Source organism: Thalassospira sp. UBA4513, assembly GCF_002388495.1.
Lineage (GTDB): Bacteria > Pseudomonadota > Alphaproteobacteria > Rhodospirillales > Thalassospiraceae > Thalassospira > Thalassospira tepidiphila.
The window spans coordinates 1-17677 of record NZ_DGMR01000010.1; the positions used below are offsets into that span (position 1 = coordinate 1).

General features: G+C 54.9%; 18 protein-coding genes and 1 riboswitch. Of the genes, 8 read left to right on the plus strand and 10 right to left on the minus strand.

Annotated features, from left to right (window positions below):
* Positions 1-317, minus strand: a 317-nt coding sequence (locus B2T33_RS04075; RefSeq protein ID WP_286791222.1) for a hypothetical protein, incomplete at its 3' end; no start/stop codon positions are given.
* A gap of 73 nt (positions 318-390) precedes the next feature.
* Between B2T33_RS04075 and B2T33_RS04080 the strand changes: the two genes are divergently transcribed.
* Positions 391-1143 carry a glycerophosphodiester phosphodiesterase family protein gene (locus B2T33_RS04080; RefSeq protein ID WP_197146528.1) on the plus strand — a complete coding sequence of 251 codons (753 nt, stop codon included), beginning with the start codon at positions 391-393 and terminating at the stop codon, positions 1141-1143.
* Between the two features lie 98 nt (positions 1144-1241).
* Positions 1242-2681 (plus strand): MATE family efflux transporter, encoded by a 1440-nt coding sequence (locus B2T33_RS04085; protein WP_197146527.1) that lies wholly within the window; start codon positions 1242-1244, stop codon positions 2679-2681.
* Between the two features lie 78 nt (positions 2682-2759).
* Here the strand turns inward: B2T33_RS04085 and B2T33_RS04090 are convergent, their stop codons facing one another.
* Positions 2760-4025 carry a hypothetical protein gene (locus B2T33_RS04090; RefSeq protein ID WP_197146526.1) on the minus strand — a complete coding sequence of 422 codons (1266 nt, stop codon included), beginning with the start codon at positions 4023-4025 and terminating at the stop codon, positions 2760-2762.
* Positions 4026-4172: 147 nt separating this feature from the next.
* On the minus strand, positions 4173-5132 hold the full coding sequence (locus tag B2T33_RS04095) for a helix-turn-helix transcriptional regulator (RefSeq protein WP_197146525.1): 960 nt from the start codon (positions 5130-5132) through the stop codon (positions 4173-4175).
* Between the two features lie 225 nt (positions 5133-5357).
* Here B2T33_RS04095 and B2T33_RS04100 point away from each other — a divergent pair, with 225 nt between their 5' ends.
* The 3 genes from B2T33_RS04100 to B2T33_RS04110 are packed head-to-tail and all read left to right on the plus strand — an operon-like array spanning position 5358 to position 7240.
* Positions 5358-5834 carry a low molecular weight protein-tyrosine-phosphatase gene (locus B2T33_RS04100; RefSeq protein ID WP_197146524.1) on the plus strand — a complete coding sequence of 159 codons (477 nt, stop codon included), beginning with the start codon at positions 5358-5360 and terminating at the stop codon, positions 5832-5834.
* A gap of 23 nt (positions 5835-5857) precedes the next feature.
* Positions 5858-6730: a fructosamine kinase family protein gene (locus tag B2T33_RS04105; RefSeq protein WP_197146523.1), complete on the plus strand. Its 873-nt coding sequence runs from the start codon at positions 5858-5860 to the stop codon at positions 6728-6730.
* A gap of 60 nt (positions 6731-6790) precedes the next feature.
* Positions 6791-7240: a c-type cytochrome gene (locus B2T33_RS04110; RefSeq protein WP_157193799.1), complete on the plus strand. Its 450-nt coding sequence runs from the start codon at positions 6791-6793 to the stop codon at positions 7238-7240.
* A gap of 85 nt (positions 7241-7325) precedes the next feature.
* Here B2T33_RS04110 and folE read toward each other — a convergent pair whose 3' ends face one another.
* The 3 genes from folE to metZ form a co-directional block, all read right to left on the minus strand.
* Positions 7326-7916 (minus strand): GTP cyclohydrolase I FolE, encoded by a 591-nt coding sequence (folE, locus tag B2T33_RS04115; protein WP_008889129.1) that lies wholly within the window; start codon positions 7914-7916, stop codon positions 7326-7328.
* Positions 7917-8004: 88 nt separating this feature from the next.
* Positions 8005-8397, minus strand: coding sequence for a Co2+/Mg2+ efflux protein ApaG (apaG, locus tag B2T33_RS04120; protein WP_008889128.1), 393 nt, complete (start codon positions 8395-8397; stop codon positions 8005-8007).
* A gap of 200 nt (positions 8398-8597) precedes the next feature.
* Positions 8598-9800: an O-succinylhomoserine sulfhydrylase gene (gene metZ / locus B2T33_RS04125; RefSeq protein ID WP_286791223.1), complete on the minus strand. Its 1203-nt coding sequence runs from the start codon at positions 9798-9800 to the stop codon at positions 8598-8600.
* Positions 9801-9882: 82 nt separating this feature from the next.
* Positions 9883-9957, minus strand: a riboswitch (SAM riboswitch).
* Between the two features lie 226 nt (positions 9958-10183).
* Between metZ and B2T33_RS04130 the strand changes: the two genes are divergently transcribed.
* The 3 genes from B2T33_RS04130 (at position 10184) to B2T33_RS04140 (ending at position 13960) form a co-directional block, all read left to right on the plus strand.
* Positions 10184-10978, plus strand: a complete 795-nt coding sequence (locus B2T33_RS04130; protein WP_197146521.1) for a TVP38/TMEM64 family protein — start codon at positions 10184-10186, stop codon at positions 10976-10978.
* A complete protein-coding gene (locus B2T33_RS04135; protein WP_197146520.1) occupies positions 10971-12398 on the plus strand; it encodes a dihydrolipoyl dehydrogenase family protein in 1428 nt (475 codons plus the stop codon). The genes B2T33_RS04130 and B2T33_RS04135 overlap by 8 nt, the downstream gene beginning before the upstream one ends.
* Before the next feature lie 80 nt (positions 12399-12478).
* The gene (locus B2T33_RS04140) at positions 12479-13960 is read left to right on the plus strand and encodes a sensor histidine kinase (protein ID WP_197146519.1); all 1482 of its coding nucleotides are present in this window, start codon (positions 12479-12481) and stop codon (positions 13958-13960) included.
* A 370-nt stretch (positions 13961-14330) separates the two neighbouring features.
* Here B2T33_RS04140 and B2T33_RS04145 read toward each other — a convergent pair whose 3' ends face one another.
* From B2T33_RS04145 to B2T33_RS04160, 4 genes are all read right to left on the minus strand, one after another.
* Complete coding sequence (locus B2T33_RS04145) at positions 14331-14939, minus strand: DNA-3-methyladenine glycosylase I (RefSeq protein ID WP_286791224.1); 609 nt, start codon at positions 14937-14939, stop codon at positions 14331-14333.
* A gap of 3 nt (positions 14940-14942) precedes the next feature.
* Positions 14943-15230: a YciI family protein gene (locus tag B2T33_RS04150; RefSeq protein ID WP_197146517.1), complete on the minus strand. Its 288-nt coding sequence runs from the start codon at positions 15228-15230 to the stop codon at positions 14943-14945.
* A 3-nt stretch (positions 15231-15233) separates the two neighbouring features.
* Positions 15234-15830, minus strand: coding sequence for a TetR/AcrR family transcriptional regulator (locus B2T33_RS04155; protein WP_197146516.1), 597 nt, complete (start codon positions 15828-15830; stop codon positions 15234-15236).
* A gap of 155 nt (positions 15831-15985) precedes the next feature.
* Positions 15986-17545 carry a TrkH family potassium uptake protein gene (locus B2T33_RS04160; RefSeq protein ID WP_252724029.1) on the minus strand — a complete coding sequence of 520 codons (1560 nt, stop codon included), beginning with the start codon at positions 17543-17545 and terminating at the stop codon, positions 15986-15988.
* Between the last annotated feature and the right edge of the window lie 132 nt (positions 17546-17677).

A 17677-nucleotide genomic window follows, 5' to 3' on the forward strand; every position in this document is an offset into this window, starting at 1 on the left:
TCCCGACCTGTAAACACCTTTTTTCGAGATTTATCGAGATTTTCGGCGATTGTTTTTTTCACCCCCGAAACGGTCCGCACAAACCCTTGGCTTTCGGGGGTTTCACGTAGAAATCGGATATGTGCATAGCTCGACCCACATCGGTGCATAACGCCGAAAACCACAGGGAAAACCGACTCTGCGCCAATAATTACAATATGGAGTCCAATGACTTCGCAGCAAAAACGAAAAAGGAAACGTTCAAATCGCAACAAGATTTTCGCTTTTTCACACAATCCAAGTCGCGTAAGAGAATCGCATTGATGTTCTTGCACCACCAGAACAGCCGATGGCCTGATCGATCATCTGTTTTGGCGGTTGCAGCCCCACATATATAAAAGGCCCATATCCGTGATCGATATCCCGCACATTGTCGCCCATCGCGGCGCTTCGATTGAAGCCCCGGAAAACACCATTGCCGCATTCCGGGTTGCCGGCGCACGCGGCGCCAAGTGGATTGAATGTGATGTCACGTTAAGTGCGGATGACAAATGCGTGCTTATCCATGACGACACGCTTGAACGGACCACCAACGGTACCGGCCCCATCCATCACAGCGATTTCGACACCCTGCGCAACCTTGATGCCGGGAGATGGTTTTCAGACATATATAAGGGCGAACGAATCCCCAGCCTGAAAGATACGCTGGAAACCCTGTATTTCATGGATATGGGGGCCAACCTTGAAATCAAACCATCTGGTTGCGATCCAGTCCGCCTGTGCGAGGAAGTGATCAAGGAACTCCGCACATCAAAGACCGTGCCGCCAATTCTGGTTTCAAGTTTTGATGACACCGCGGTTGCCCATATGCGCAAGCATATGCCAGACCTGCCGTGCGGCTGGTTGCTGGAAACCCTGCCGAAAAACTGGAAGGCCGAGTATGCGCGCCTTGGCGCATCGGCCATTCATATTGACCACAAGGCACTGACACCGGTGAGTGCCGCCGAGATTGTCGATGCTGGTGTCCCGCTGGTTTGCTATACCATCAATGATGTCGAACGCGCCAAGGAGCTATTTTCCTGGGGGGTAACATCGGTGATTACCGATGATCCGGCCAAATTGCTGATGGCGATTCCCCGCCGACCGTTCGCCGCCCACAGATAGACCCTGGATCAAATCAAACCAGGGCAAAACGGTATCATGGCTCTGATCGCCACCACGACCCAGAGCCCGATCGCCAGATAAAAACAGGAAACAGTCCAATGTCCATTGCCCCACAAGATGGTGCTCCGGCTCCGCCGCCACTTGATCCGGCACTCGATCCAGCACTTTCGCCTACCCCGCTTTATCCCAATAACCGGATAAAGCGTCACCTAAGCGAATTGTTCAGACTGGCACTGCCGGTGACGATTGCCCGTCTTGGCATGCTGATCATGGCAGTTGTCGATACGATTGTGGTTGGCAACTATGACAGTGCGGCACTGGCCTACCTTAATATTGCACATGCACCCTTTACATCCTTGATGGTAACCGGCATCGGACTTCTGACCGGGGTGATGGTCATGACATCGCATGCCAAGGGTCGCGACAACCTGATGGCGGCCGGGGCTGTGTGGCGCAATGCCATGCCTTATGCTGTCCTGATCGGCATTGTCTTTACCGTTCTGACCATGCAGTCGGACTGGCTGTTTAAAATCACCGGTCAGCCGGTCGAAATCACCGACCATGCCGGCGATCTGGCGATGATTCTGGCGATCGGAATGCCCGCCGCACTTATTTACATTACCTGTGCCTTTTTCCTTGAAGGATTGCAGCGCCCACTTCCTGGCATGGTGTTGATGATCGCAGCCAACCTGGTCAACCTCGTTCTTGATTACGGGCTGGTTTACGGGGCGTTTGGCTTGCCTGAACTGGGGGCAGAAGGTGCGGCATGGACATCAAGCGTCATCCGCTGGTTCATGGCGCTTGGTCTGCTGGGTTATATCCTGCTGATGAAAAGCCATCATCTTTATGGCATTCGCAACGGCTTTGCCGGTTGGTGGCGCGGATCGCGCGATGCCCGTCATCTGGGCTATGCCGCGGGTGCCAGTCAGGGGATGGAAACCGGCGCCTTTGCCGCCATGCAGCTTTTCGCCGGGCGTCTTGGCGTGATTGCCGCGGCAAGTTACGGCATCAGCATGACGCTTTTGGCCCTGATGTTTATGGTAGCGCTTGGTCTGGCGTCGGCAACATCGGTTCGGGTTGGCATTGCCTATGGCAGGCGGGACCGGCCAGACATGGCGCTTGCCGGATGGATTGGTCTTTTGACCACGATGTGCGTGATGCTGGCCCTTAGCATTCCGCTTTATCTGTTCCCCGATGCGGTTGCACATCTGTTTACCCAGGATGTCGCGGTGCTTGCCACCACGGTTTCTGTATTGATTTTGATGCCGATCATTTTCCCGACCGATGGCGGGCAGAATGCCGCAATCAGTGCGCTTCGTGGGGCTGGCGATAAATGGGCACCAACGATTTTGCATCTGGTGTCCTATATCTTTGTCATGATCCCGGTTGGCTATTACCTGTCATTCGTTCTTGAGATGGGGGTGCGCGGCCTGTTCTGGGGGATTGCGATTGCAAGCCTTGTCGCGGTCAGCGGTCTGGCGATCCGGTTCCTGATCGTGTCATCGCGCGATATTCCGCAACATCCCGAACAGATCTAGGCATCGACAACCAACAAACAGAAAGCGCCGCCGGTTTCGCCCGGCGGCGCTTTTTTTTAACCCATGCCATGCACGTGATCAGGAACGCGCGGCATCAAATTGGCGCTTCGGCATCAAAAGATCACAAAACGGCAGGACCAGTGTATCGAACGCCGATGCGGCGCGCGCGGCATCAATCCGGATGATGTGCTGTTCGATATCGCGCTGGGTGGCAAACGCGCCAAGCGGTGCCAGTTCCGGCAAGGCATCAACCATGATCGCGTAAAATGCGACCTGATCCTCGCGCGCTGTTCCCGCCGCCAGATTGCCCAGATGATTATAAAGCGCCATCGCCAGGAACCAGCGGCAATAAGGCATCAGACCTTGCAAGATCTCGGAGCGTTGTTGAGGCTGGACATATTGTTGCAGGTCATGATCAAGCCAGACGGCATTTTGCACGCCCGCCACAAAGGCATTGCGAAGGGCGGGATATTCATCACTAAAGAACACAGTCGTCAGCCAGGATGACACATCATCAAGGGCAGCACGGCGCGATGCCGGTGTGCTGTCATTCCCGAAATCAAGGGCAGGCATCGGCGGTTTGCCCGACATGGCAAGACTTGCCACCGCCGGATCAATCAGCGCATTGGCAAGCCATGCCTGATGCCAGATTTTCATCGGCCGGAAATAGGGTTCCTTTTCCGCACCGCCGGCTTCGATCCAGCTTTCGATCAGATGCGCACGCCCCAATGCGATACCAAGGCGCAGGGCATCTTCAAACCCCATGCCGTTTTGCAAGAAAGCATCACCGAGCATGTCTTCAAGCAAGGGCAGCATGCTTGTTACACTGTCAGACCGAAGTCCTGCACCAAGCGGCTGATAGAAAGATGCCGCGTCACTGTGTCCAAGAATGGCGCGGGCATGCTTGGCAAAATCACCCCAGAAAACAAGCTTTACCGGCTCGGCGCGCTTGCGCCAAAGCGGACGGGTCATGTGCCAGTTTTCGCATTCAAAATTGGCCATTGGCAGGGCATCAACAAGGCGTGCCAACGGTTTGGCCACTACCAATTCCAGATCATCCTCGGATCCGACATGGCCGATGGACAGACGCCAGCCCGGTTCTTCATGCGGATGACGATCAAGCCACAACATGGCAAACCCGGTCGCATTTGACCGGCCCGCTGACGGGGCAACCAGATCAAAAAACAGCGAAAGGGCGGCCGGCATTTCCGGCACGCTATGATCGGCCAGTGCGTCCCCAACGGTCCAAGTCTTGACCATGACATCATCGGCATCCGGTCGATTGTCAAAACGCGGCGGCAGAAAACCGGAATATTCGTTTGCAGGACGGGTGGGGTCAGTCATGGCGGCCTCATGGATGCGAAGGGGCACGATGATTTAAACGAAATCATTCATGGCGCTGCTGATACCCAAGGAAACCGGGCAGGTCAATCACCCGGCAATCAACCCGCACACCTTAAATGGCCGCGCTCACCCCAGACTGGTTAAGCATCACGCCCGGGTCAAACCGGCATGGCCAATGCTGGCTTCACGGTAGACCGAGGGCGGCATCGCCATCAAACGTCTGAAATCGCGTGAGAAATGCGCGTTATCTGTAAAGCCGCACCAGAACCCGATTTCACCAACCGAGAGGGTGGTGCCATATAAAAGCCGGCAGGCTTCGCGCACGCGCACCAGACGCAGAAGGTCGGAAAACCGGCTGTTGGCCTGTTGCAAGCGACGCTGCAATGTGCGCCCGGATGTATCAAGCGTAGCAGCAACTTCATCAATCGTCCAACTGCGCCCGATGTCATGTTCCAACACCGTACAAAGCTGTTGCACGATCGGGCGCTGCGCCCCGATTGAGGGCGCGGTGCCGGGCATATTGGCCATGAACGGATAGGAGGACGAAACCTGTTCGAAACTGCCCCAATTGATCCGAAAACGAAGGCCGCGACCGGAAAAAGCCAGTTTGTCGCTAATGCGGCCCTTGCGCGTTACACGCACTGCCGGACCGTGGCTGGGCAAAATGGTGGCGTCAATATTCTCGGCCCCGGCCGCCTCAAGCAAGCCAATCAAAAATCCCAGCAAAAGCAGGTTTTCCACCCGTGCCGGTGGCTGACCGCGCACGACCCCGCGATGGATGGTCATGGATTTTCCTGTGACGGAAAAATCGCTGCGCGCACGCGCGTGGGAATAGCCCTCAAGTCGGCGCCAACGATCAGCAATCACCGACGGCGTTGCCGAGTGGCGCAACATGGTCAGGATCGGTTCCTGTTCCTTGGCAGCCAGATACCGCCCAAGACGCACCAGCACCGCCGGACCATTTATCTCTTCCAGTGCCAGCATGATGCTGCGCAGCTTGGCAGAAGTGACAACCGTCCCGCCCGGGACAAGGTCATAGCCCCGCGGCAACCATGCCAATTGCCGGATCAAGGCAACATGCAAACCAAAAGAAACAAATTCCTGCATCAAAACGCGCCAAATTGAAGGTAATTGGCGCGATCATACAAACTAATGACCGACCTGTCAGTGTCACATTCAAAATGTCACGAAGCTGTTACATTGATCGCGATTTTTAGGAAGCCCGCTGAGATGAAGGTCACTTGGCGCAACGACAAGCCATTGCCGACCGGGTACGGGCATGTCACTTTTAAACCATCTCCTGCCCCTTCCCTGACAATACGGATTGATAGCGTGATCAAGGTTCTTTTCGTCTGCACCGGCAATATCTGTCGCTCGCCCACAGCCGATGGCGTTTTCCGCAAGATGGTTCGTGAAGCCGGACTGGATGACCATATCAGCGTCGATAGCTGTGGGCTGTCGGCCTATCATGTTGGTGAACTGCCGGACCCGCGGTCGCGTGAAATGGCCAAAAGTCGCGGCATTGATCTAAGCGATATTCGATCCCGCAAGATCAGGCCTACCGACTACCATGAATTTGACTATGTTCTGGCCATGGATGACGGGCATCTGCGCGATATGCGCCGCCAGGCACCCAATACCCATCAGCACCGCATTGAGCTGTTTCTCGATTATCATCCCTCGATGGCCGGACAAAGTGTCCCTGATCCCTATTACGGCGGTGCCAACGGGTTTGTCGATGTGTTTGACATGATCGAGGAAGCCTCAAGCAACCTGCTGTCGCACATCCGCAAAAAACACGAAATCTAGGCCCTTAGGCGCCGGAAAGGATTATGGACAAACGCGCGCTTGCAGATTTGATCAAACGCCACACCGGGGCGTCGGTGCGATCCATCGCGCCACTTTCGGGTGGATGCGTTGCCAATGTGATGCGCGCCGATCTGGATGACGGGCAGCAACTGGTGATCAAGCACAGCACGACAAATGATGCGCAAAATAATGCGGGCCTTTTGATCGAGGCGGAAATGTTGCGTTATTTCAAGGCGCACTCGCCGATCCCTTGTCCCGAGCTCATCCATGCCGACGCAAATTGTCTGGTGATGACATTTATCGCCAATGACAACCGGATGACTGGACGTGTGCAGCGCGACCTTGCCGAACAGCTGGCAAGCCAGCATCAGGTAACGTCCGAAACGTTCGGACTTGGCTTTGACACTTTAATTGGCGGCCTGGCGCAACCAAATACACCCGAGGAAAGCTGGATCACGTTCTTCGCCGAACACCGTTTGCGCCATATGGCGCAACACGCACATCGTGAAGGCAGGCTGCCAGGTAGTATGGCCGCGCGCGTTGATCGATTGATCGACAGTCTTGGTGATCTTTTGCCGGACCAGAGCACAGCGGTGCTGCTGCATGGTGACTTGTGGGGCGGCAATATCCTATGTCAGTCTGACGGACTTGCGGGCTTGATTGATCCGGCGATCTATTACGGCGATCGGGAAATCGAACTGGCCTTTGGGACGTTGTTTGGTGATCTGACGCCGGAATTTTTCGCGCGGTATGATGAAATACTGCCGATAGAGCCGGGGTTCTTTGAAGAACGCCGTGATTTGTATAATGTTTATCCGTTACTGGTCCATGTTCGCCTGTTTGGCGGCCATTATGTCGGTTCGGTTGACCATATCCTTGCCCGATTTGGGCACTAAAGCACGTGAACAAACACAAAATACCATCAGTTAGGCACACCTAGAATGGGGAAGAGAGAGTTGAAAGTACTAGCAGGAGCCGCCATCGCCTTGACCATGACGGTCAGCATTGCCGCCATCGCCCACGAAGGGGCAACCGGTGTTGTCAAGGAGCGCATGGAAGGCATGAAGGCCATTGGCCAACAGGTCAAAATCATGGTCCCGATGATGAAGGGTGCATTGCCCTATGACCCGGATCAGGTCGCGAAAGCCGCGACGATTATCGAAGGTCACTCAGGCGAGACCTTTACCGCCCTTTTCCCGGAAGGCAGTAATGACAAACCGTCTGAAGCACTGTCAGACATCTGGGAAGACTGGTCAAAATTCACAAATCTGGCAAACGAACTGCACGCCAAGGCCAGCGATCTTAAATCGGTCGCAGTTAGCGGCGGATCAGAAGACGACTTCAAGGCGTCACTTGGTGAAATGATGCAGACCTGCAAATCCTGCCATAGCGATTTCAAGGAATAGATCGGACAAATTTGCGGTCCCGACGCAAAAAAGGTCGCAGCATTTTGGTGCTGCGACCTTTCTTTTTGGATCAACTGACTGCGTCTTAGCGACCGATCATGGCAAAGAATTCGCGGCGTGTGATCGGGTCATCGCGGAATGCGCCAAGCATCCGGCTGGTCACCATTGATACGCCGGTCTTGTGCACGCCACGGGTGCTCATGCACTGGTGATTGGCATCAATCACCACCGCCACGCCAAGCGGATCGAGTTCTTCCTGAATGGTGTTGGCAACCTGTGCGGTCATCTTTTCCTGAATCTGCAGGCGTTTGGCATAGACCTCGACCACGCGGGCCAGTTTGGAAATGCCAACAACACGGCGGCGCGGCAGATAGGCGACATGTGCCACACCAATAATCGGCACCATGTGATGTTCGCAATAGGATTCGACGCGAATGTCGCGCAGAACGACCATTTCGTCATAGCCGTCAGTTTCTTCGAATGTCCGACGCAGAATCTCGGCCGGGTCCTGCTGATAGCCAGCAAAGAATTCACCATAAGACCGTGCCACACGGTCAGGGGTTCCGCGCAAACCTTCGCGGTCGGGATCATCCCCGGCCCAACGCAGAAGTGTCCGAACTGCTTCTTCTGCTTCTTCGCGTGTCGGACGCTTCACCGGGTTATGTTCGCTGCACATACCAAATCCTTTGTCATTTTATTACAGGATTGAACCTGCCTTGGTGGGGCTCAGGGCCCGCGCTACCTGATACTGTTTTTTGACGCGATCAGTTCACAGTGTGTTGCCCATGCGGACTGTCCAGCGAAAAGGCCGGAATCGCAATATCAAAATGATTGCCGTCCATATCCGTCATTTCGAAAGTGCCCACCATGAAGCCGCTTGGCGTGGTCAGTGGCGCGCCACTGGTGTAGTTGAAACTTTCGCCACATGCCAAAACAGGCTGTTCGCCGACAACACCCGGGCCTTTGACTTCCTGGGTTTCGCCGCGCGAATCCGTAATCCGCCAGTGACGGTTAAGCAACTGAACAGTTTTCGAGCCGAGATTCTCGATCTCGATGCGATAAGCCCAAATGTAACGATGGGTGTCCGGGTCTGATTCGTCCTCAAGGAACATCGGTTTTACCGATACCTTGATGTCGTGGGTTACGGTCGAATACATGCATATCTCCGGGCCAAGTGTGTTCCAGTCAATTTGCATCAGCCAAGAATGCGATGGATGGACCCTTTATGTAGACAATCCTTCCCGAAAGTACCAGTCAGCAGTCAAAACAAACTGGCATTATCCCCCGGATCGGAAACGAAAAGGCCCGCACAATGTACGGGCCGGATCGATGTCGGGATTACTGTTGTCCGAACCTTTTAAACGGCAAGGGCAGCCAACAGGTCTTCCTTAAGGTCATCAATATCTTCCAGACCGACAGATAAACGCAGCATGCCTTCGGTAATGCCCATCGCGACCTTGTCCTCGGCTGGTACACGCTGGTGGGTCGTGGTCCAAGGATGGGTTGCCAGACTTTTTGCATCACCAAGGTTGTTGGAAATATCAATGAGCTTGAGGTTATCAAGCAGCGAAAACGCCGCTGCCTTGCCCCCGGAAAGCTCAATTGCGATCAATCCACCACCACGGCCAGACATTTGCTTCATTGCCAGTTCATGCTGCGGGTGACTTTTCAGTCCCGGATACAGAACGCGTGACACCTGTGGCTGTTCCGTCAGAAATTCCGCCAGTGCTGTCGCATTACGAATATGTTGATCGACGCGAAGGCTAAGTGTCTCAAGCCCCTTAAGAAGAACCCAGGCATTGAACGGGCTCATGCTTGGCCCGGTATGGCGCAGGAAGGTGGTCAGATGTTCGTCATGCCATTCCTTGTCATTAAACAGGATCGCCCCGCCAAGGCAGCGCCCCTGCCCATCAATATGCTTGGTCGCGGAATAAACGACGATATCGGCACCCAGCTCCATCGGCTTTTGCAGGATCGGTGTGGCAAAGACGTTATCAACAACAACCTTGGCACCGGCCTTATGGGCCAGTTCGGCAATAAACGGGATATCGAGCACCTCAAGCGTCGGGTTCGACGGCGTTTCAAGAAAAACCGCATCTGCCGGTTTGGAAAGCGCCTTTTCCCAGGCATCCTTGTCCGTGCCGTCCACCAGTTCGGTCTCAACCCCGAACCGCGGCAAAAGCGTGGTCAGGATAAATTCGCACGACCCGAACAGCGCACGCGATCCAACCACACGGCCACCGGCCTTGGTGCTGGCGGCCAATGCATTCCAGACAGCCGACATACCCGATGCCGTCGCGCGGCAATATTGCGCGCCCTCGATCAGGGCAAGGCGTTCTTCGAACATGCCAACGGTCGGGTTTGCGAAACGCGAATACACAAAACGTTCCGGACCGCTGCCATCAAAGGAGGCCTCGGCCTCGGCGGCAGTTTCATACACATAGCCGGAATTCATAAAGATGGCTTCGGAGGTCTCGCAGAATCCGCTGCGCGCTGTACCGCCACGCACGGATCGGGTCGCTGCGCGCCAGTTATCGGAAGCCTTTTTGTCGGTCGTCATCGTCTTGCTCCTACATGCCCGGAATGTATGCATACCGTAATCCGGACACAAAAAAACCCTGACCGGCATGAATGGGTCAGGGCCGAAGCCATAGCACCCCTCTTTAGCGATTTTTTACGTGGCCGCAAGCCGGTCGACAAATCCCACGATGCGCAGACGATACGTCCAGTTTTCCCCTACGTCAAGCGCCACTCCCTCAGGTTTATTGCGCATGTTCCTGCGCCATCCGGCCAGGCTTTGTACAATTTGCCCTCACGCAATGGTGAAGGCAGTTCATAAGCAAGTTTTGAAATTTCTCTCTAATGTTGGGTCAAATAATGCGATCCTGTCTTCAGGGATTTGCATTTCGACCCGAGCGAACGACTTGCAAGAGCCTGAAATCAATGACCAAAACCAGTTCAATGGCGTCACACGTGTCCGACCAGAAACCAGATACCCATAGCGAAATCAAAAGCACGTCAAAGCCCCTATGGCGCAAGCTTTTGCCGGTGATTGTTCTGATTGTCGGGCTTGTCATCGCATGGGCCAGCGGCGTTCTCGATTTGCTGTCATTTGAGTCCCTGCGTGAAAACCGCGACCTGTTGCAGGGTTTTGTTGCCAATAACCCGGTTTCCAGCGTTCTGGTCTTTATGGGACTTTATGTCGTTTCGGTCGCACTTTCCCTGCCAATCGGGTCGATCCTGACCATCACAGGTGGCTTTCTGTTCGGGGCATTTCTTGCCACCAGTTATATTGTGGTCTCCGCCACCATCGGCGCGACGATCGTTTACCTTGCGGCCCGCTATGCGTTTTACGATCTGATGCGTGCCAAGGCCGGAAACGCCGTCCGCAGGATGGAGGAAGGCTTTGCTGAAAACGCGTTCAGCTACCTGATGGTTTTGCGCCTGATTCCGATCTTCCCGTTCTGGCTGGTCAATCTTGTGCCGGCCCTTCTTGGCGTCAAACTGCGATCCTTTGTCTTTGGCACCATGATCGGCATCATTCCGGGCACTTTTGTATATGCCTCGATCGGCGATGGTCTGGGGGCCTTGTTTGATCAGGGCAAGACACCCGATCTTGGGATCATTTTCGAACCCCGTATTCTGACCCCGATCATCGGGCTCGCCTTGCTGGCCCTTTTGCCGGTGGCCTACAAGAAATTGCGCAAACGTAAAATCGGGGCGAACGCCGATGAATAAGATCATCACGACCGACATTTGTGTCATCGGGGCTGGATCAGGCGGCCTTTCCGTTGCCGCCGGTGCGGTGCAGATGGGCGCAAAGGTTGTCCTGATCGAAAAGGGCAAAATGGGCGGTGATTGCCTCAATACCGGCTGTGTTCCGTCAAAGGCGCTGCTGGCGGCTGGCCATGCTGCGGAAAATGCACGCAGGGCTTCACGGTTTGGCGTATCGACCGGCCCCGTGGAGATCGACTTTGGCCGGTCAATCGACCACGTTCATTCCGTGATCGCAGGCATCGCCCCCCATGATTCGGTCGAACGGTTCGAAGAACTCGGCTGCACCGTCGTTCAGGCCGAAGCCCGTTTTACCGGTCCGGATGAAGTCATTGCCGGTGACACCACAGTCAAGGCCAAACGCTTTGTCATCGCCACCGGATCGCGTGCGGCCGTACCGCCGATCCCGGGCCTTGAAACCGTTTGCTATTTCACCAATGAAACCATTTTTGAAAACCGGGTCCGTCCCGAACATCTGATCATTATCGGTGGCGGCCCCATCGGGCTCGAAATGGCGCAGGCCCATCATCAGCTGGGTGCAAAGGTCACCGTGATTGAAATGGGGACCATCCTGCCCAAGGACGATCCGGATCTGGTGGCTGTTGTCCGCGACCGCATCAAGGCCGATGGCATCAGCCTTTATGAAGGTGCCAAGACCAAGGAAATCCTTGATGTGAATGACCAGATCCGGGTCGTGATCGAACATCAGGGTATCGAGATTACCTTGGAAGGAAGCCACCTGTTGCTGGCAACCGGACGCAAACCCAATGTCGAGAATCTCGGCCTGAAGGATGCCGGTATTGACTATACCGACCGCGGTATTTCCGTCGATGCGCGATTGCGGACATCCAACAAAAAGGTCTTTGCCATTGGCGATATCACCGGCGGCCTGCAATTTACCCATATGGCGGGATATGACGCAGGTATCGTCATTCGCAATGCGCTGTTCCGTCTTCCGGCCAAGGTCGATCACAGCGCCGTACCATGGGTGACCTATACCAACCCGGAACTGGCACAGGTCGGTCTGACCGAAAAGGCCGCCCGCGAACAATATGGCGATGACATCCGCGTTGTGACCTGGGATTACGCCGAAAATGACCGCGCCCGGGCAGAGGCCGAGACCGAAGGCTTCATCAAGGTCATCACCAAACCAAATGGCCGGATTCTGGGGGCTGCCATCGTCGGACGGCAGGCCGGTGAACTGATCGGTGTCTGGTCACTTGCCATCAGCAAGAAGATGAAGATCGGCGCGATTGCGGGCATGATCGCGCCGTACCCGACCTTGGGCGAACTTTCCAAACGCGTTGCCGGGGCCTGGTATACCCCCAGCCTGTTTGGCGAAAAAACCCGCAGGCTTGTTCGTTTCCTGCTCAGATTCGCATAAGCGGCTCGCTTGCCATCACGCAGGAAAACAAGCATCTGTATTGCTGTACTTTTTTCGGTTTATCGGCCTAACATCAGTTAATGAATAACCGGCATCTGAAATTGCCCCCATGGGCCAAATCGCTTTCCGCGCGCCTTCTGGTGCTGACGGTAAGCTTTGTGATGCTTGCCGAGGTGTTTGTCTTTGCCCCTTCTGTCGCCCGCTTTCGGATTGACTGGTTAAAGGCGCACCTTGATTCAGGCTACCTTGCGGCCCTTGCCCTTGAGGCCACCCCCGATCAAATGATCCCTGATGATCTTGAACGCGAACTTCTGTCCAATGCCGGGATCGAGGCGGTCATCCTGCGCCGTGAAGATCGCAAATTGCTGCTGCAACGCGATGATATGCCCGCCAAGGTCGATAAGGACGTCAATCTGAGCGATTTCTCGATCCCGATGGCTTTGATGGAGGGATTGACAACACTCAGTCAGACCGAAAACCGGGTATTGCGCGTGGTCGGCATGCCCTCCATGGCGCCGGATTTCGAGATCGAGGTGCTTGTGCATGAAGACCGCCTGACCGAGGCGATGCGTAATTTCGGTTGGCGGGTGTTTGGCCTGTCGCTGATGATTTCGTTCTTTACAGCCGGGCTTGTCTATTTCGCGCTCAACCGGTTGCTGGTGCGCCCGATGCGGACCCTGACCAGCGACATGATCCGTTTTCGCGAAGATCCGCAGGACAAGGCATCGCTGATCAATCCGGGCGAACGGGATGATGAAATCGGTGTTGCCCGCCAGGAACTCGCCATGATGCAGCAAGACATTCAGGCAATGCTCAATCAGCGTCGCCGTCTTGCTGCCCTGGGTACGGCCGCCACCAAAATCAGCCATGACCTGCGCAATGCGCTGGCAACATCGATGCTGATGACCGAACAGCTTGCGAAAAGCGAAGATGACGAAGTCCGCGCTGTGGTGCCGCGACTGTTATCATCGATGGAACGCGCGGTTTACATCAGCGAACAAACCCTGTCCTTTGCCCGCGAAACGCCACCGCCGCGCGATCTTGCAACCTTCACACTCATTGAGCTGATCGAGGAAATCCGCGATCAGATCTTGCTGCAAAAATGCGAGCCACTGCTTGATGGCGGCATGGGCGATGCACCTGCGGCCAGTGAACCCTGCCCGGCGCGCATTGAGATCGACCTGCCTGATGATGTCATGCTTGAAGCCGACTATGACATGCTGTTTCGCGCCTTCAGCAACCTGATGCGCAACCCGCTGGAGGCCGGGGCGACTACCGTCACCATCAGTCATAAAATTCAAACCGAACCTGAAAAGGGTGACGAATCGGTCAAGGCCCGCCGCTCCATTGAAGTTTTCATTGCCGACAACGGGCCGGGTTTGCCCGAAAAGGCGATCAAAAACCTGTTCGTCCCGTTTGCTGGCAGCGGGCGGCAAGGTGGGACCGGGCTTGGTCTTGCCATCGCACGCGAACTGATCAGCACCCATAATGGTGAACTTCGCCTCACTGCAACAGGGCCGGATGGTGCTGTTTTCACAGTCAAATTGCCACTTGGTAACTGATTTCGCTGCATTCCTGTGCTGCAGCGCATCTGATCGATAGATTTTTCCTATCTATTTTAATTTTATATTCGATTTTATCTTTTGATCAGCATTTGCGACCTTTGGTTATGGCGATGCCGGGCTTGATCCCGATCCCCGATCCGCTCCTGACCCAAAGTTCGGTATCGCCAAACTCGCTTGAGTGTGAACCGTATTATTTTGAAGCCTTCCTACCCCTGTTGCACCCTCCCTTGACGTTGGCACCTCAAGTGAGACCGCATGTTGAAGACCCCATAATCCTTGCCGGATTATCATCAGGGGATCTGAAATGGTCCCCGCCCTCAAAACCCCTTGTCCGTATCTGGACAAGGGGTGTTTTTTTGACATCACATCAGCTTGGGCGGATCAATGACGCACGCATGTCGTCCATCTCTTGGCGCAAAAAGCATCCTTGCGCGTGATCATTGATCAGGCCCATCGCCTGCATGAACGCAAACACGGTGGTCGGCCCTACGAACTTCCAACCGCGTTTCTTGAGATCCTTGGAAAGGGCAACGGACGTCGGCGACGTTGACATCGACTGCGGCGGGTCAACCTCATCCGGTTTCGGTTCAAACCGCCAGAAATAGGCGGCAAGTGATCCTTCCTCGGCCACCATCTCGCAGGCCCGTTTGGCATTGTTGATCGATGCTTCGATCTTGCCGCGATGGCGGATGATCCCGGCATCGCCAAGCAAACGTTCAACATCCGCATCATCAAACTGCGCGACCACATGAAAATCGAAACCGGCAAAGGCTTTGCGGAAATTCTCGCGCTTGGTCAGGATCGTGCGCCAGCTTAATCCCGACTGGAATCCCTCAAGACAGATTTTCTCAAACAGCCGGATGTCATCGGTCACCGGAAAACCCCATTCCGTGTCGTGATAGGCGTTAAATTCCGGCGCCGCATCACACCAGGTGCACCGGCATTTTCCATCCGTTCCGATTGTTGTTTTGCTCATCGCTCAGGCCATCAGGAAATCAAAACGTTGATCGGCACGCGCAGGCGAGATTTCCAGAATCTCGGCGCTAACGATCCCCTCGACAACGAACGGATCTTCATTCACGCGGGTTTCAATCTCGTCGCGTGACACACCATGGGCCAGAACCGCACCGCCCATATTGGGTTGCAGGCTGCCGACCATCAGAAACACGCCATCATCAAAACCCTGTTTGATCCACGCTTTGTGCGCGTCCATGAATTCCGGGGCCTTTGGGCGGTTTTCGGCGAATTTCAAAAAGATCGCAAACATCGTCTACTCCCTGTCTGGATTGTTTTTGTTGGCAAGATCGGCAATCTGATCGTCCAACCAGGTGCACATCAGCTCGACCTCGTGATGCAGGAACCGGTCATCATCAAACGCATTGGCAAGGGTCGCCACACCCTGACTTCGGCCAAGGATATGCATGGCCAATTCATCGGATTTGTCGCCAAAACCCAACCGTTCGAACTGCCGGCACAACCAACTGCGAAACAGGGTAAACAGCGCCGCGGCATCGCTTTTGGCCGCGTGATTCAGTTTCGCCAGTTCTGACGACAACGTACCCACCGGGCAGCCGTATTTTCGGATTTTCTCGCCATTGACGATCAGAATATGAATGAAGCTTCGAATACGCTCCGCCGGGTCTGATCCGGCAATTTCCCAGCGATCAAGCATCTGCTCGGTATTGGCAAGGCGACGATTGATCACCCCATCAAGGATGTCATCCTTGGTCTTGAAGTGATGATAAAAGTTGCCGCGCGATATGCCGACGGTGGTTGCAATATCGGCAAACGATGTTGCCTCGAAGCCGTGCTGGTAAAACAGCAGGTCCGCTGCCTCGACAATCCGTTCTCGTGTTTCTGTTGCCATTTTCCGATATGCCGCCCGATTGACCTAGGATTAGGACAACTGTCCCAGATCCGAAATTAGGTCAATTGTCCTATTCTGTCAACAAGACAAAAAAGCACCCGCAAGCATCGCCTGCGGGTGCCGGAAAATTCGGTGATAAATATTCTGGGTTTCTATCAGTCGCGCCAGAAGGCCGGGAACAGCAGAACCAATACAGTGAACACTTCAAGACGGCCGATCAGCATGCCAATCGACATCAGCCACTTCGCCCCGTCCGGCAGGGTCGCAAAGTTGCCTGACGGGCCAACAATCGGGCCCAGTCCCGGTCCGACATTGGCAATCGCCGTGCCGGCACTCGATACCGCGGTGATGAAATCAAGTCCCATTGCACCAAGTGCTGCGGCCAGAACCACAAAGCAGAACACAAACAGGAAGAAGAAGCTCAGCACCGATTCCGTAACATCTTCCGAAAGCGGTTTGCGGTTATAATAGGCAATGAAAACGCCATGCGGACGCAGCATGTGCGAAAGCTGGATCTTGGCGATTTCATACAGAACCTGAAGGCGGAAGATCTTCACCCCGCAGGTTGTCGAACCCGCACAGCCGCCAATAAACATGACAAAGAAGAACACCGTCACCGCAAACGGTCCCCAAAGCCCGTAATCGGTGGTGGCATATCCCGTACCGGTCATCACCGACACAATGTTGAAGGACGTAAAGCGCAACGCATACAGGAAATCGACATTGTTGGTTTCCGAATGCCAAAGCGCGAGGCCGACAACGATGGAAACCGCGATTGTGATAAACCAGCGCACCTGACTGTCGCGGAACAAGGCCCGACCCTGCCCGCGCAACATCTGCAGATACAAAATAAACGGCAACGCCCCCGTCGCCATGCCAAGCGTGATGATCACGTCAATCGCTGCACTGTCATAATGCCCGATTGACGCATCCTTGGTCGAAAAGCCGCCGGTGGCAATCGTCGTCATGGCATGCGCAATCGCATCAAATGGCGTCATGCCCGCCGACCACAACATAATCGCCCAAAGGCCCGTGAAGCTCAGATACAGCATCGCGATACCCATCGCGATCTGGGTTGCGCGCGGGAACGCCTTGTCCGATTTGTCGGAGTTTTCCATGCGGAACAACTGCATCCCGCCAACGCGCAGCATCGGCATAACGGCAATCGCCATGACAATAATCCCGATCCCGCCAAGCCACTGCAACAGTGCTCGCCACAGCAAGATCCCCTGCGGCGCGGTATCAAGGCCGACAATCACGGTCGATCCGGTGGTGGAGATACCTGACATCGCTTCGAAAAACGCGTCGGTATAGGACATATCAAGATCGGAAAAGGCAAAGGGCAGCGCCGATGCCGCCGTCAAAACCAGCCAGCTCAGCGTGGTCAGGATAAAGGCCTGGCGTGAATTGATCTTAAGATTGTCCATGCGGTTCATCATGATCAATGCCCCGCCGATAAACAGCGACACAAAAGACGCCGCCGAGAACACGATCCAGTCACGCTGCCCGTAATAAAGGTCGACCAAAGCCGGAATGAACATGCCAATCGACAACGTACAGAGCAAAATGCCGACGATGAAAAGAATGGGACGGAAATCGATCAATGAAGCGCCTCTTGGCACATACACCGCGAAATCCCCCCGGACAAACGGCATATGGTGCGTCTGATGTTCTGTTTTCGGAAGCCACTGCATACCCGAAAATTCGGTCTGCATGTACCCCCTTCATCACAAGCAGCGAAATTCTTGGCATATGGGGCCACAATGTCCAGCCCTTTTAAGCTGTTGCACGCTGCCTTGCCGTCGGAAATTCGCGATCATCACTACGATTTGTTCGCGCCCGCACCC

Bases quoted from the DNA above. Each gene is read 5' to 3' on its own strand.
- B2T33_RS04085 (WP_197146527.1), top strand. From the start codon at position 1,242: ATGTCCATTGCCCCACAAGATGGTGCTCCGGCTCCGCCGCCACTTGAT.
- B2T33_RS04090 (WP_197146526.1), bottom strand. From the start codon at position 4,025: ATGACTGACCCCACCCGTCCTGCAAACGAATATTCCGGTTTTCTGCCG.
- B2T33_RS04095 (WP_197146525.1), bottom strand. From the start codon at position 5,132: ATGCAGGAATTTGTTTCTTTTGGTTTGCATGTTGCCTTGATCCGGCAA.
- B2T33_RS04105 (WP_197146523.1), top strand. From the start codon at position 5,858: ATGGACAAACGCGCGCTTGCAGATTTGATCAAACGCCACACCGGGGCG.
- folE (WP_008889129.1), bottom strand. From the start codon at position 7,916: ATGTGCAGCGAACATAACCCGGTGAAGCGTCCGACACGCGAAGAAGCA.
- apaG (WP_008889128.1), bottom strand. From the start codon at position 8,397: ATGTATTCGACCGTAACCCACGACATCAAGGTATCGGTAAAACCGATG.
- metZ (WP_286791223.1), bottom strand. From the start codon at position 9,800: ATGACGACCGACAAAAAGGCTTCCGATAACTGGCGCGCAGCGACCCGA.
- B2T33_RS04130 (WP_197146521.1), top strand. From the start codon at position 10,184: ATGACCAAAACCAGTTCAATGGCGTCACACGTGTCCGACCAGAAACCA.
- B2T33_RS04135 (WP_197146520.1), top strand. From the start codon at position 10,971: ATGAATAAGATCATCACGACCGACATTTGTGTCATCGGGGCTGGATCA.
- B2T33_RS04140 (WP_197146519.1), top strand. From the start codon at position 12,479: ATGAATAACCGGCATCTGAAATTGCCCCCATGGGCCAAATCGCTTTCC.
- B2T33_RS04145 (WP_286791224.1), bottom strand. From the start codon at position 14,939: ATGAGCAAAACAACAATCGGAACGGATGGAAAATGCCGGTGCACCTGG.
- B2T33_RS04150 (WP_197146517.1), bottom strand. From the start codon at position 15,230: ATGTTTGCGATCTTTTTGAAATTCGCCGAAAACCGCCCAAAGGCCCCG.
- B2T33_RS04155 (WP_197146516.1), bottom strand. From the start codon at position 15,830: ATGGCAACAGAAACACGAGAACGGATTGTCGAGGCAGCGGACCTGCTG.
- B2T33_RS04160 (WP_252724029.1), bottom strand. From the start codon at position 17,545: ATGCAGACCGAATTTTCGGGTATGCAGTGGCTTCCGAAAACAGAACAT.